Consider the following 13,925-nt stretch of genomic DNA (forward strand, 5'->3'; position numbering starts at 1 on the left):
GCTCGCGCATCGTCGGACGAGTCATTGAACGGCTGCGACACGCACATCACAATACGCGCGGCCTTTTCTTCTCGAGCCATAAGGAGATGCGGCAGTGGTCCGTTCGCGATCTCGACGGTTTCTGGCGCAGCAACTGGGACCATTGCGATCTGCAATCGCCGACACCGTTCGCGACCGTGATCATCGAACGATCAGGTCAATCCGAGCATCAACCCGCCGTCGAAAGACGCCAGGTCGCCGGACCCCAAGGTGGGTGGTCGTCACTATCTCCGGCGTTCAGCAGCAATATGGCCGGAACTTTGGTGTGTCCGTCGCTCCGTACCGACCGGCACCGCCGGTTTTCTCTTCGCCGATCGGGCATCGATGAACCGGTCCAATGCTTGATGGCGGAATGCGCTCCGGCGGCGTGCGCCGCAGCAAAGGCTCATGGGCCGCCCGGTGCCATGAGCATCATGGTCACCTCGGCTTTGATTTGGCCGGTCGTTGCTTTTGGGGAACGGCGGAGGCGGGCTTTCCCACTCCGATTTCGTGTGCGCTACGCGTGCACCGCGAGATCAAATGCGGTACAAACGTATACAATCTTGGCTGGTTTGGAGTGCACACGTGTGCACTTGTTCCTGCTCTAGTAGCCCATTGTAAAGATAGGAAAACTTTGAAATATCAAGACTATCGCTTTTCCGTGGCACCCATGATGGACTGGACGGACCGGCATTGTCGGGTGTTCCACCGTCACCTGACGCGGCGGGCGCTACTCTATACGGAGATGCTGACCACGGGCGCAATCATTCATGGCGACCGGGAGCGGCTGCTCGGGTTCGATCCATGCGAGCATCCGGTGGCGCTTCAGCTCGGCGGCTCGGATCCGCGCGAACTCGCCGAGGCTGCGCGGATCGGCGAGGCGTTCGGCTATGACGAGATCAACCTCAATGTCGGCTGCCCGTCCGATCGCGTGAAGGATGGCCGGTTCGGCGCCTGCCTCATGGCAGAGCCGGAGCTGGTGGCGAGGTGCGTTGATGCGATGAAGCGCACGGTCGCAATTCCCGTCACCGTGAAGTGCCGCATCGGCATCGATGAGCAGGACCCGGAAGTCGCGCTTGATGCGCTTGCACATGCGGTGGTCGCCTCCGGCTGCGACGCACTGATCGTGCATGCCCGCAAGGCCTGGCTCAACGGGTTGTCTCCGAAGGAGAATCGCGACATTCCCCCGCTCGACTATGACCGCGTCTATCGCCTCAAGCGCGCAATGCCTGGTGCGACCGTCATCATCAACGGCGGCATTCCCGGCATCGAAGACGCGAAAGCACATCTCGAACATGTCGACGGCGTGATGCTCGGCCGCGCTGCCTATCAGGAACCGTGGCGGCTGCTCGCCGTGGATCGGGAGATCTTCGGCGAAGCGGCGCCGCATGCGACCATGCAGGATGCGCTCGAGGCGACGATGCCCTACATCGAGCAGCAGCTCGTCCGCGGAACGCGACTGCATGCGATCACGCGGCATTTCGTCGGCGCATTCCATGCCGTGCCGGGTGCGCGGGCCTTCCGCCGTCATCTGGCCGAGCAAGGGGTGAAGCCGGGCGCCGGTCTCGAGGTGTTGCGCGATGCGATCGCGCACGTCGCCGCGCGCGCGCCGGCGGAGGCGGCGTAAGTCGGCTAGTCGACTGCCATGCGCGAGCGGCGATGACTACGCTGGAGTTCCGGATACCCGGTGAGCATCAGCGTGTCGGCACGCACCCCCCAGCTCTCGAGGCGATCGAGGAAACTCATGCCGAGCAGATTGGTTTTCATCTGCCCACGCTGGACGACGAGAGCGGGCACCGATTTTTCGACGAGCTGGCCGACGGAGAGACGGTCGAGCGTGAGGCGGGCAGCCTTGGTATGACCGCCGGCGGTTTCGAGATCGACGTCATATTCGAGCATCTCTAGCGGCAGCCCGATCGCTTTCGCGGTTTCCCAGGTCAGCACCACCGACGTCGCGCCGGTATCGATCACCATCGGTGCGGTGACGCCGTTGATCTTCGCACGCAGCGCGAATTCGCCGCCCTGGCCACGCTGGATCTGCACGGCGGGCGCAGGCATTGCGGTCTGCTTACGGAAAATGTGCGAGACCTTGTGGCTGGCGCGCGCGATCTGGCCGGGATCGCCATAGGCGACGACGGCACCTGCCGTGCCGGCGAGCATGACCAGAACGAGCAGGAAACGGATCATCGCGCGCCCCCGAAGGCACGCAGGCCAATCAGATGTGTTTCGCCAACCCCGCGATCGGAGCAAGTCCGGCTTCCGTCATGCGCGCCGGCAAGACGGCCATGATCGCAAGCCGGTCCGCGCTTTCCATGGCGTGCCAGCGTGCGATCTCGGGCAAAGTCCGGCCGCAACCGAAGCAGAGCTTGGTCTTGGGATCGATCATGCAGACGGCGACGCACGGTGTTTCTTTGCTCATTCGGACATAGTGAGGGATCGTCGGACATTTCTGCAAGCATCTCGTTAAGAGCCTGTACCAGCGCTCATGATCGGCTTGTGGCGTGGCCGGCGTTTCTCGTCGGGCAGGACGGAACTCTCCGGCTGGAGCGGCGGAGAATCATCCGACAGCGGGGCAAGCGCACTCATCACGCGCTCCGGCGGGAAGGTGACGATCACCTCGGTGCCGATGCGCAGCTTCGATTTCAGCGTGAACGTGCCGCCATGCAGGTCGATCAGATTCTTGGCGATCGGCAGGCCGAGGCCGGCGCCCTGTTCAGCCGATTTGATCGAATTGGAGCCCTGGCCGAACGAGGCGAGCACGACAGGGATCTCGTCCTCGGGGATGCCGGAGCCGGAATCCTTCACCGAGAGGTATTGTCCGCCCGAGGCGGTCCATCCCGCCTTGAGCCAAATCTCGCCGCCCTGCGGGGTGAACTTGATCGAGTTGGAGAGCAGATTGAGCACGACCTGGCGGATCGCGCGCTCGTCGGCCCAGAGCCGCGGCATGGACTGCTCGAACGTTTCGTGAATGGTGATGCCGCGGCTCGATGCACGCAGCTTCATCAAATGATGGCAGTCGGCGACGATGCCGACCAGCGACACCGCTTCCTCGTTGAGTTCGTAGCGGCCGGCCTCGATCCGCGACAGATCGAGGATCTCGTTGATGAGGTTGAGCAGGTGTACGCCGGAATTATGGATGTCGGCGGAATATTCCTTGTAGACCGGCACCGCGTGCGCACCGAAAATCTCGCTCTTCATCACCTCGGAGAAGCCGAGGATGGCGTTCAGCGGGGTGCGCAACTCGTGGCTCATCTGCGCGAGGAAGCGCGATTTGGCGACGTTGGCGGCTTCGGCACGGTGGCGCGCCTCGTCCGAGATTGCCTTGGCCTGTTCCAGCTCGCCGATCAGCGCGTCCTTCTCTGCGCGCGCTTCCAGCGTGGCGAAGGTGGACGAGTGCAGGCGGTGCGCCAGCAGGACGAAATAGCCTTCGGCGGCGAGCGCCAGCGCTGCCAGTATGTAATTGTCCAGCGAGCCGGTCACTGCAAAGCTCAGCGCCATCGCGACCGCGACCGGCGCCGTGGCGGCAAGGGCTGCGATCGGCAGATTGGCAGCGAGCATGCTCGATACTGCGATCACCAGCAGCATCAGGAACATCATCAGCGTTTCCGTGACCATGTCGAGCACGGGATGGATCAGGATCGTCATCCAGCACAGGCCATGGAGCAGGTCGAGCACGACGAAGCGCGTCCGCCATGCGCGCGTCGCCGCGGGAGAGGCGGGCTCGGTCAGGAAGCGCCGGCAATTGCGGATCATGGCGCCGTGGATGCAGAGCATGCCGACCGTCCAGGCCGCTGCCGGGATCGGCTGCATCCACAGGCCGAACAGAACGCCGGTCGCGACCACCAGCAGCATCACGACATAGGAGGCCGACAGCCGCGTCTGGGCGTATTGTCGCAGCATCTCGGCGTCGAAAGCCGGCCGGGTTCCACTGGTCGATGTCAACTTGTCGCGCGCCTCGCGCACCCGCTGCGCCGCAGCCCTTCGGCTGCTCGCCGATGGCGCGCTCACCGGCTCGGCCGGCAGCTGCACAACCTCAGGCTTTTCAGCGGGGTTACTCATCAAGCAACACGATTCCTGCCCACGCCTGACGCGGGCCTTCTGCATTGTCTATCTCTGGCAAGAAATCCTTAAGAGGTGACTTAAGGAGCTAAAGAATTACGTTAACGCGGCGTTAATTTGCCGGCCTCGGATCGCGGAAACGCGCGACCCCTTCACCTGAAGAAAACGAGCGTGACCAACGCGAAGACAGGCAGCAGCAGAACGGAGGTCCAGGCCATGTACCCGAAGAAGCCTGGCATTGCGACGCCACCCGCTCGCGCAATCGCGTACACCATGAAGTTGGGCGCGTTGCCGATGTAGGAGTTTGCGCCCATGAACACCGCACCGGCGGAAATCGCGGCAAGGGTCAGCGCGCTATTCGTCATCAGATGCTGGGCGTCGCCTCCGGCAAGCTCAAAGAAGACCAGATAGGTCGGCGCATTGTCGAGAAAGGACGAGAGCAGGCCGGTCAACCAGAAATATGCGGCATTGTTCGGCGTGCCGTCGGCATTGGTGACCATGTTCACGATGGAGGCAAACGCGCCGGATCGGCCGGCGTTGAGAATCGCAAGCACGGGAATGATGGTGATGAAGATGGCGGCGAACAGCTTTGCCACTTCGATCATAGGGCCCCAGGAGAAGCCGTTCGCGTCGTGGTCCTCCTTCGACGTGACGGCAAGGGATGCGAACACGACGACGATCATGACGGCATCGCGCAGAAGATTCTGCACATGGAGGTGCGTGCCGAGAACCTCAAACCCGCCGAGGTCGAGCTTGGCGCTCAAGAGGATCGCAGCAATGATGACTCCCATCAGAACGAAGTTGAGGCCGCCGCTGATCCGCAAGGGATTGTCCGGAGTTGGGTCCGGTTTGACGCGGCCCTCCTTGCGATAGAGATAAGCATCGATGCAAAAGAACAGCGCGAGCAGAATCCAGGCCGCGAACGTGGTCTGGGGGAACAGGTGCCTCGTCGTCCAGAAGAAGTCCACGCCGCGCAGGAATCCCAGAAACAACGGCGGATCTCCCAGGGGTGAGAGCGAGCCGCCGATGTTGGATACCAGAAAGATGAAGAAGATAACGACGTGCGCGTTGTGCCGCCGGTCGTCATTGGCGCGGATCACCGGCCGGATCATGACCATCGACGCGCCGGTCGTGCCGATGACGCTCGCGATCAGAGTGCCAAGTGCGAGCAGCAGCGTATTCAGAATCGGAGAGCCGTGAAGATTGCCGCGCACCACGATCCCGCCGGCCACGGTGAACAAAGCAAGGAGCAGCAGAATGAAAGGGATGTATTCGAGCAGCGCGGTATGAATGAGTGCATGGACGGTTGGAAGCAGGCCATGCCAGGCTGCAAGCGGCAGCACGATCAGGGCGGCCCACATCGCGGCAATCTTGCCCTGGTGGTGCTCCCAAAAGTGAGGCGCCGCGAGCGGAAATATCGCGATCGACAGCAGCATGCCGGCGAAGGGAAGCGCCCATTGCGGGCGAATGCTCGCCCCATCGAGCGATGCGGCCAGCGCCTGCGAAGGTGTTGCAGCCAGGATCAGGAGCGCGACCGGGAGCAGGCGAGCAATGAGGCGGGTAATTTCAAGCCGGAACTCCGGCGCGACGCCGACACGGGCAACAACAATGATGGCGGCGATCACGCTGGGCAAGGTTCCCCCGGAAGTTTGTGACTTGTTTCGGTTAGCGCGCTTTGCCGAACTTCGTCACGGCCGAGGTCGCGACGAGGTTCGATGCTGTATGGCCCTCGACGAGGCGCAACACTCTCCTCAGCGTTGCAGGCGCGCGAGCAGGCTCGACGTGTCCCAGCGCTTGCCGCCCATCTTCTCGACCTCGGAATAGAACTGATCGACCAGCGCGGTGACGGGCAGGTTGGCGCCGTTGCGGCGGGCTTCAGCCAGCGAGATCGAGAGGTCCTTGCGCATCCATTCGACCGCGAAGCCGAAATCGTACTTGCCCTCGTTCATGGTCTTGTAGCGGTTCTCCATCTGCCAGGACTGGGCCGCGCCCTTCGAGATGGTCTCGATCACGGCGGCGACGTCGAGGCCGCTCTTCTTGGCGAAGTGGATACCCTCGGAGAGTCCCTGCACCAGACCGGCGATGCAGATCTGGTTCACCATCTTCGTCAGCTGGCCGCTTCCGGCGGGCCCGAGCAGCTTGCACATCCGCGCATAGGCGCCTGCGATGATCGGCTCGGCGCCGGAATAGGCGTCCTGCGCGCCGCCGCACATCACCGTCAGCACGCCGTTTTCGGCGCCGGCCTGGCCGCCGGAGACCGGCGCATCGACGAATTTGAAGCCGGCCTTGGTGGCGGCCGCGTCCAGCTCGCGCGCGACTTCGGCGGAGGCGGTGGTGTGGTCGACGAAGGTCGCACCCTTCTTCATGCCGGCGAACGCGCCGTCGGGACCGATCGTGACCGCGCGCAGATCGTTGTCGTTGCCGACGCAGCACATCACGAAATCCTGGTCCTCGGCGGCGGCCTTCGGGGTCGGTGCGGTCTTGCCGCCGAACTTGTCCGCCCATTCCTTCGCCTTGGCCGCGGTGCGGTTGTAGACGGTGACCTCATGGCCCCCTTTTTTCACGAGGTGTCCGGCCATGGGGAAGCCCATGACGCCGAGACCGAGGAAAGCGACTTTAGCCATTGTGGTACCTTGTCCGTAGATTGGGTTTTACGGTTCTTGCCAAGCGAGGGATGCCTGGGTTCCGCGGTGAGGGCGGATCGGACGCGCACCATAAACCGTTAGGCCGGGAGGGCAACGGCTTCGTTTGGCGGCCCCCTGTGCTAGGATGGCGAACCCAAGGACTTCGAAAAAGGGAGCGACAGCATGGGCGGCGTGAGCGTTGGCGTCCTCGATCATTTCAACATCCGGACCCGGAATCTGGCCGAGACCGTCCGCTTCTACGCGGACGTGCTGGGCCTGGAAAAAGGCGCACGGCCGAATTTCGCCTTCCCGGGCGCCTGGATGTACAGCGAGGGTAGACCGGTGGTGCACCTCGTCGACATTTCTGCGACCGCCGAGCCACAAAAGCCGGATTCCGGCGTTGTCCACCATGTCGCCTTCGTCAGTCGCGGCTTTGAGGGCATGAAACAGCGGCTGGCGTCCAAGGGGATGAAGTTCGAGTCCCGCCAGGTGCCCGGCGGCGACCTCTGGCAGATCTTCGTCCACGATCCCAATGGGGTCATGATCGAGCTGAATTACGAGGCGGCCAGGGAGCAGGGGGCGGCGCCCGCCGAAAAGGCTGACGATATCGGCAGGCAGTAGCCTTTTGGGCGTTTCCGCTCTAATGGGGCATCCTCAAGCCTTGAGCATGATCTTATCGGAAAGCCGCTCCACACTTTTCCGGATCATGCTTTGTTCAGGAGATGCGCTTTGAGCGTGACGCAGCAACAGGTTCTCGACAGCCTCAAGGGGGTCAAGTCGCCCCGCGGGGTCGCGCTCACCCTTGCCAATGTGCTGAGCACGATCAGCGCCTCCGACGGCAAGGTGTTCTTCTCGATCAATGTCGAGGCCGCCGAGGCAAGGGCCTGGGAATCCGTCCGGGCCGAAGCGGAAGCCGCCGTGCGCACCATTCCCGGCGTCACCACCGTCATGGTGGCGCTGACCGCCGAGCGCAAGCCGGGCTCCGCGCCGCCGCCACCCCCGCAGCCGAGCCGCGGCGCGCCCGGCGTGCAGCCGGCCCATGCTCACAAGCCGCCGCAGGGCGGTGGGTCGCCGATGGCGCGGCAAGCGGAAATCCCGGGCGTTGCCGCCGTGATCGCGGTCGCCTCCGGCAAGGGCGGCGTCGGCAAGTCGACCACTGCGCTCAATCTGGCGCTGGGCCTGCGCGACCTCGGCCTCAAGGTCGGCCTGCTCGATGCCGACATCTACGGTCCCTCGGTGCCGCGCCTGACGGGCCTGCGGGACAAGCCGGAGTTGAACGACGAGCGAAAGATGATTCCGCTTCGGCGTTTCGGCCTCGCCATCATGTCGATCGGCTTCCTGGTCGAGGAAGAGACCGCGATGATCTGGCGCGGTCCCATGGTGATGTCGGCAGTGACGCAGATGCTGCGCGACGTCGAATGGGGCAAGCTCGACGTGCTGGTCGTCGACATGCCGCCGGGCACCGGCGATGCCCAGCTCACGCTGGCGCAGAACGTGCCGCTCAAGGGCGCCGTGATCGTCTCGACCCCGCAGGACCTGTCCCTGATCGACGCAAGGCGGGGGCTTGCCATGTTCAAGAAGGTCAACGTGCCCGTGCTCGGCATCGTCGAGAACATGAGCTACTTCCAGTGCCCGCATTGCGGCACGCGCTCGGACATTTTCGGCCATGGCGGGGCCCGGCATGAGGCCGAAAAGCTCAAGGTGCCGTTCCTCGGCGAGATCCCCCTGCACATGGCGATTCGCGCCACCTCGGATGCCGGCAAGCCCGTCGTCGACAGCGAGCCGGACGGTCCCCATGCGGCGATCTACCGCGCCATCGCCGGCCAGGTCCGGGACCAGCTCAAGGGTGTCATCGCGGCGGCCTGAACCGGTCGCTACAGCCAGCTGCGGGGACATGCGACTTTCGTAGAGCCCCGTCATGCCATTGTCGCGTTCCGCAAGCGGGACTTCCGTGTTAAAGGCCCACGGCAGTCAAGCCCCTTCGGTTCGATGCGGTCCCAACGCGTCGCCGGAATGAGCGGCGGCAAGAAGAGAAGTCAAGGGGAAACGCCCCAGCAAGGAGAGACCTGAAGATGAAGCGTCGTGATTTTCTCAAAGTGTCGGCAGCAGGCGCGGCGGCGACCGCAGTGGCCTCGCCGGCGATCGCGCAGTCCTCGCCCGAGGTGAAGTGGCGCCTGACTTCGAGCTTTCCGAAGTCGCTCGATACCATCTATGGCGGCGCCGAGCAGGTGGCGAAGTACGTCGCCGAGATGACTGACAACAAGTTCCAGATCCAGGTGTTCGCCGGCGGCGAAATCGTCCCCGGCCTCCAGGCGCTCGATGCGACCTCGAACGGCACGGTCGACATGTGCCACACCGTCTCCTACTACTATGTCGGCAAGGACCCGACCTTTGCGATCTTCGCCTCGGTGCCGTTCGGCCTCAATGCGCGCCAGCAGAATTCCTGGCTCTATCAGGGCGGCGGCAACGAACTCGCCAACGAGTTCTTCAAGAAGTCGAACGTGATCGGCTTCCCCTGCGGCAACACCGGCACCCAGATGGGCGGCTGGTTCCGCAAGGAGATCAAGACCGTTGCCGACCTGTCCGGCCTCAAGATGCGCATCGGCGGCATCGCCGGCCAGGTGCTTCAGAAGGTCGGCGTGGTGCCGCAGCAGCTCGCCGGCGGCGACATCTATCCGGCGCTGGAGAAGGGCACCATCGACGCGGCCGAGTGGGTCGGCCCCTACGATGACGAGAAGCTCGGCTTCGCCAAGGTCGCCAAATACTACTATTATCCGGGCTTCTGGGAAGGCGGTCCGACCGTCCATGCCTTCGCCAACCTGGAAAAGTACAATGCGCTGCCGAAGAACTACCAGGCGATCCTCGCCAACGCGACCGCCCATGCCAACACCTGGATGGCTGCGCGTTACGACATGCAGAACCCGGCCGCACTGAAGCGCCTGGTCGCCGGCGGCACCCAGCTTCGCCCGTTCACCAACGAGGTGCTGGAAGCCTGCCTCAAGGCGACCAACGAATTGTGGGCGGAAACCTCGGCCAAGAACGCCGACTTCAAGAAGTCGATCGACGCCATGCAGGCCTACCGCTCCGACGAGTATCTGTGGTGGCAGGTTGCCGAATACACCTATGACAGCTTCATGATCCGCTCGCGCACCCGCGGCTGATCTACGGCTTAAGTCGTAGGACCAGTAGCCCGGCCTCCCAGGAGGCCGGGCTTTTTCTTTGCCGCAGTGCGATCGGGATGGCATTCGGCTGCGGCTTGCGTCATGCTGGCGGCAAGCCTCGACAAGAAGGCCCGCAATCACTGGTACATCAGGGTAGGAAATCATGAAGAGAAGAGACTTCATCAAGGTCACAGGACTTGGCGCGGCCGGCGCCGCCACGCTCGCGGCGCCCGCGATCGCGCAGTCGATGCCGGAAATCAAATGGCGCATGCCGACGAGCTGGCCGAAATCGCTCGATACGCTGTTTGGCGGCGCCGAGATGATGTGCAAGATGGTCGCAGAAGCGACCGACAACAAATTCCAGATCCAGATCTTCGCAGCCGGCGAGATCGTGCCGGGCCTCCAGGTGCTCGACGCCGTCCAGAACGGCACCTGCGAGATCGGCCACACCGCGTCCTACTATTATTTCGGCAAGGACCCGACCTTCACCTTCGGCTCGGCCGTGCCGTTCGGTCCCAACATGCGCATCAACCAGGCCTGGTATATGCTGGGCGGCGGCCGCGACGTGCTCAACGAGTTCTACAAGGGATACAACGTCGTCTCGCTGCTCGCGGGCAACACCGGCTGCCAGATGGGCGGCTGGTTCAGGAAAGAGGTCAACACGCCCGAGGATCTCAAGGGCATGAAATTCCGCATCGGCGGCTTCGCCGGCCGCGTGCTCCAGAAGCTCGGCGTGGTGCCGCAGCAGCTCGCCGGCGGCGATATCTATCCTGCGCTGGAGAAGGGTACCATCGACGCCGCCGAATGGGTCGGTCCCTATGACGACGAGAAGCTCGGCTTCTACAAGATCGCACCGCACTACTACTATCCCGGCTGGTGGGAAGGCGGGCCGATGCTGCTCGCCTTCGTCAACCTCGACAAGTGGAACGCGCTGCCGAAATATTACCAGAGCGTGCTCGAGCAGGCCGGCCACTACGCCAACAACTACATGATGGCACGCTACGACAACGCCAATCCGCTGGCGCTGAAGAAGCTGCTCGCGGGCGGCACCAAGCTGCACGCCTTCTCGCCACCGGTCATGGACGCCTGCCACAAGGCCGCCAAGGAGCTGCACGCCGAAGTCGCTGCAACCAACCCCAACTTCAAGAAGGTGCACGACTCGCTCGCCAAGTTCACGAGCGACGGCTACGCCTGGTTCCAGGTCGCCGAGGTCGGCTACGACATCTTCATGGCGCGGCGCTCGCAGAGCTGATCGCCCGATCCGCCGCACGCAACGCCCCGGAGCGAAGCCTCCGGGGCGTTGCTGTTGGCGCGGCTGGAATGAAAAGATGAAAACAACCCCATGCACAGTAGCCACCGGCTTGATAAGTCACGAAAAAATTTCTCGTACAAGCAGCCTTCGCGAAGGCGGGGCCGGTGCTGCGGTGTGTGGAAGAAGGCGACTCGGAACACGCCGACGATGGGATCGTTTTGCTCGGCCGCTCCTGCGACCAGCCGCAGTTTGACCTGTCGGGCAAAACAGTGGCAGAATGCTGTCATCGAATAATCCGAAATCTGGTTCGTCGGCACCCACGTTGGAGACGACGATGAGATTCGATCCCGATGACGTTCAAGGAGCGCTGCGCAAGGCATGGTCGCTGTCGATGGCGAGCCGATGGACGGCAAGCGCGGCGATGGTTGATCAACTGTGCGAGCGGCTCGTCCGCTGGAGATGTGCGCGGCTTCGGCTTACGTGAATCTGACACGGCAGGGCGGCCAGGGTTGCGCTTTTTTCGCTGGCCGAGGCGGCCCGAATGATGGAAGAGAGCAAGGCCATGGTGTCGGCCGTGCGGTCACATGAGCATCCGGCGGACATGTCATGCGCCTTCTGATCGTCGAGGACAATGCTGAGCTGTCGCGGCTCGTTGCCGGCGGGCTGGCGGCGGCCGGCTATGAGAGCGACATCGTCGGCAGCGCCGCCGAGGCGCGGGAGGCGGTGAGCAGCGTCAGCTATGCTGCGATGATCCTCGATCTCGGCCTGCCCGACGGCGACGGCCTGTCGGTGCTGCGCGAGCTGCGCCTCAGGATGGAGCCGCTGCCGGTGCTGGTGCTGACCGCCCGCGGCGGCTTGCAGGACCGCGTCACCGGCCTGCGCAGCGGCGCCGACGACTATCTCGCCAAGCCGTTCGCGATGGAGGAACTGGTGGCGCGGCTGGAGGCCATCTTGCGGCGGCCCGGCCAGTTGCTCGGCCGCTCGCTCAGCCTCGCCAACCTCGTCTACGACACCGAGAGCCGCCAGATCTTCGTCGACGACCAGCCGCGGATCATCTCCGCGCGCGAGACCTCGGTGCTCGAGATCCTGCTGCGCCGGCAGGGGCGGGTGGTGCCGAAGAAGAACGTCGAGGACCACATCTTCGGTCTCGATGGCGAGGTCGCTTCCAACGCGGTCGAGGTCTATGTCTCGCGGCTGCGCAAGCAGCTCACGGAACACGGCGCCAAGGTCGTGATCCACACCATCCGGGGCGTCGGCTATCTGATGGCCGAGGAGAAATAGCGTGCCCGCCGGGGGCCATGCCAGATCGCTCACGTTCAAATCGCTGATCTCGCGCATCGTGTTCCTGCACATCGTCGCGGTCGCGGTGGTCGCGATCTTCCTGCCGCTGGTGTTGTTCTGGCTGCTCAATTCCGAGATCGACCAGCTGCATCGAGATGCCATGCGCGCGCAGGCCGAGGTGCTGGCGGAGCGCATCGTCGCGCAGCCGGACGGCACGTTGACGTTCAACCTGCCCGACAGCCTCAAGGGACTTTATTCGGACGCCTACGGCCGCTACCAGTTCGACATTCGCGATGCTGACGGCCGGTTGCTGTTCTCCTCGCACCGGCGCTCGGCCGCCGCGGCGCCGCCACGCTTCCCAGAGACCATCTCCGGCGCCGGTGTCATGCGGGACATCGACGGCAAGACGGTGCGCGTCCAGGTCGCCGAGGACCTCGCGCACCGCGACGTGATCATCGACGACATCGTCTCGAATTTCTTCCGGCGGGTGGGATGGATCACCATCCCGATCCTTCTGGTCCTGCTTGCCACCGACATCATCATCTTTCGCCGCGCGATTGCGCCGCTGTGGAAGGCCTCGCAGGAGGCCAGCAATATCGGCCCGGCGCGCACCGACATCCGCCTGCCCACGGCCCGGATCCCGCGCGAGATCGTGCCGCTGGTCACAGCAGTGAACCAGGCGCTCGATCGCCTCGAGGGCGGATTTCGCGTGCAGCGGCAGTTCACGGCGGACGCCGCGCATCAGTTGCGCACGCCGCTTGCGATTCTGCGCACGCGGATCGAGACGCTCGATGACCGAGCGGTACGGCAGGCGCTGCAGGCCGACATCGAAGCCATGAGCCGCCTCGTCGCCCAGCTGCTGGAGATCGCCGAGCTCGACACATTGATGCTCGACCCCGGGGAGACCGCGGATTTGCGCGCGGTCTGCGCCGAGGTCGTCGGTGCGATCGCCCCGTTCGCGATCGCGCAGCACAAGGACATCGCACTGAAGGGGACCGACGCGCCGGTCAGGATCCACGGCAGTTCTGAGATGCTCCAGCGCGCGATCTTCAACCTCGCCGAAAATGCCATCAAGTTCACCGCGAAGGACACCTCCGTCGACGTCGAGGTGCGCGACGACGGTTCGGTGCGCGTGCGCGATTGCGGCCCGGGCATCGCGGAAGCCGAGCGCGAGCTCATCTTCCAGCGCTTCTGGCGCGCCGACCGCCGGCGCAGCGACGGCGCGGGGCTGGGACTCTCGATCGTGCGCGCGGTGGTGGACGATCACGCGGCCACGGTTGCGGTGGAGAATCTTCCGGGGAGCGGAGCGGAGTTCACGCTGCGGTTTCGGCTGGCGGACGAGGTGACCTCTTCACCCTCCTCTGGAGGGCAGGGCTATCGCACTTGAGAGCTTCTCCCTGCGGCCATCCTTCGAAACGCCCGCTTAGGCGTGCTTCTCAGGATGAGGACGGAGTGCGTGGCAGCAGTTTCGACGGGCACTGACGCTGATAGCCTCATCCCGAGGAGGCGCGCAGGCGCCGTCTCGACGGA

Annotated in this window: 13 protein-coding genes and 1 pseudogene; 8 read left to right on the plus strand and 6 right to left on the minus strand. The window is 64.1% G+C overall.

All coding sequences use genetic code 11. The features are described from left to right. Positions 1–8 precede the first annotated feature (8 nt). Both XH87_RS16170 and dusA read left to right on the plus strand, forming a co-directional pair. Positions 9–191 (plus strand): annotated as a pseudogene (locus XH87_RS16170) (hypothetical protein); the annotation flags it as partial. Between the two features lie 461 nt (positions 192–652). Next, entirely contained in the window at positions 653–1,645 is a 993-nt protein-coding gene (dusA, locus tag XH87_RS16175; protein ID WP_271588334.1) for a tRNA dihydrouridine(20/20a) synthase DusA, read from the plus strand. A gap of 5 nt (positions 1,646–1,650) precedes the next feature. On the opposite strand, the gene XH87_RS16180 is transcribed toward dusA, so the two are convergent. The 5 genes from XH87_RS16180 to XH87_RS16200 all read right to left on the minus strand — a co-directional run bounded on the left by XH87_RS16180 (position 1,651) and on the right by XH87_RS16200 (position 6,701). After that, positions 1,651–2,205 (minus strand): TIGR02281 family clan AA aspartic protease, encoded by a 555-nt coding sequence (locus XH87_RS16180; protein WP_271588048.1) that lies wholly within the window; start codon positions 2,203–2,205, stop codon positions 1,651–1,653. Positions 2,206–2,233: 28 nt separating this feature from the next. Continuing rightward, positions 2,234–2,437 (minus strand): DUF1289 domain-containing protein, encoded by a 204-nt coding sequence (locus XH87_RS16185; RefSeq protein ID WP_271588049.1) that lies wholly within the window; start codon positions 2,435–2,437, stop codon positions 2,234–2,236. Positions 2,438–2,481: 44 nt separating this feature from the next. Continuing rightward, positions 2,482–4,077 (minus strand): sensor histidine kinase, encoded by a 1,596-nt coding sequence (locus XH87_RS16190; RefSeq protein WP_271588050.1) that lies wholly within the window; start codon positions 4,075–4,077, stop codon positions 2,482–2,484. A 152-nt stretch (positions 4,078–4,229) separates the two neighbouring features. Next, entirely contained in the window at positions 4,230–5,630 is a 1,401-nt protein-coding gene (locus XH87_RS16195; protein ID WP_442868283.1) for a sodium:proton antiporter, read from the minus strand. 198 nt (positions 5,631–5,828) lie between these two features. Beyond that, a complete protein-coding gene (locus XH87_RS16200) occupies positions 5,829–6,701 on the minus strand; it encodes an NAD(P)-dependent oxidoreductase (RefSeq protein WP_271588051.1) in 873 nt (290 codons plus the stop codon). A 183-nt stretch (positions 6,702–6,884) separates the two neighbouring features. Here XH87_RS16200 and XH87_RS16205 point away from each other — a divergent pair, with 183 nt between their 5' ends. The 4 genes from XH87_RS16205 to XH87_RS16220 all read left to right on the plus strand — a co-directional run bounded on the left by XH87_RS16205 (position 6,885) and on the right by XH87_RS16220 (position 11,114). Continuing rightward, on the plus strand, positions 6,885–7,322 hold the full coding sequence (locus XH87_RS16205; RefSeq protein WP_035701527.1) for a VOC family protein: 438 nt from the start codon (positions 6,885–6,887) through the stop codon (positions 7,320–7,322). A gap of 108 nt (positions 7,323–7,430) precedes the next feature. Next, the gene (locus XH87_RS16210; RefSeq protein WP_271588052.1) at positions 7,431–8,567 is read left to right on the plus strand and encodes an Mrp/NBP35 family ATP-binding protein; all 1,137 of its coding nucleotides are present in this window, start codon (positions 7,431–7,433) and stop codon (positions 8,565–8,567) included. A 206-nt stretch (positions 8,568–8,773) separates the two neighbouring features. After that, complete coding sequence (locus XH87_RS16215; protein WP_271588053.1) at positions 8,774–9,862, plus strand: TRAP transporter substrate-binding protein; 1,089 nt, start codon at positions 8,774–8,776, stop codon at positions 9,860–9,862. A 163-nt stretch (positions 9,863–10,025) separates the two neighbouring features. Next, positions 10,026–11,114, plus strand: a complete 1,089-nt coding sequence (locus XH87_RS16220) for a TRAP transporter substrate-binding protein (protein ID WP_271588054.1) — start codon at positions 10,026–10,028, stop codon at positions 11,112–11,114. On the opposite strand, the gene XH87_RS16225 is transcribed toward XH87_RS16220, so the two are convergent. Then, on the minus strand, positions 11,078–11,401 hold the full coding sequence (locus XH87_RS16225; protein ID WP_271588055.1) for a hypothetical protein: 324 nt from the start codon (positions 11,399–11,401) through the stop codon (positions 11,078–11,080). The two genes, XH87_RS16220 and XH87_RS16225, sit on opposite strands and share 37 nt — an antisense overlap. 319 nt (positions 11,402–11,720) lie before the next feature. On the opposite strand from XH87_RS16225, the gene XH87_RS16230 reads away from it, so the two are divergent. Both XH87_RS16230 and XH87_RS16235 read left to right on the plus strand, forming a co-directional pair. After that, entirely contained in the window at positions 11,721–12,395 is a 675-nt protein-coding gene (locus XH87_RS16230) for a response regulator transcription factor (RefSeq protein ID WP_271588056.1), read from the plus strand. A 1-nt stretch (position 12,396) separates the two neighbouring features. After that, positions 12,397–13,782: an ATP-binding protein gene (locus XH87_RS16235; RefSeq protein ID WP_271588057.1), complete on the plus strand. Its 1,386-nt coding sequence runs from the start codon at positions 12,397–12,399 to the stop codon at positions 13,780–13,782. Positions 13,783–13,925: the final 143 nt, after the last annotated feature.

Source organism: Bradyrhizobium sp. CCBAU 53415, from assembly GCF_028128735.1.
Classification (GTDB): domain Bacteria; phylum Pseudomonadota; class Alphaproteobacteria; order Rhizobiales; family Xanthobacteraceae; genus Bradyrhizobium.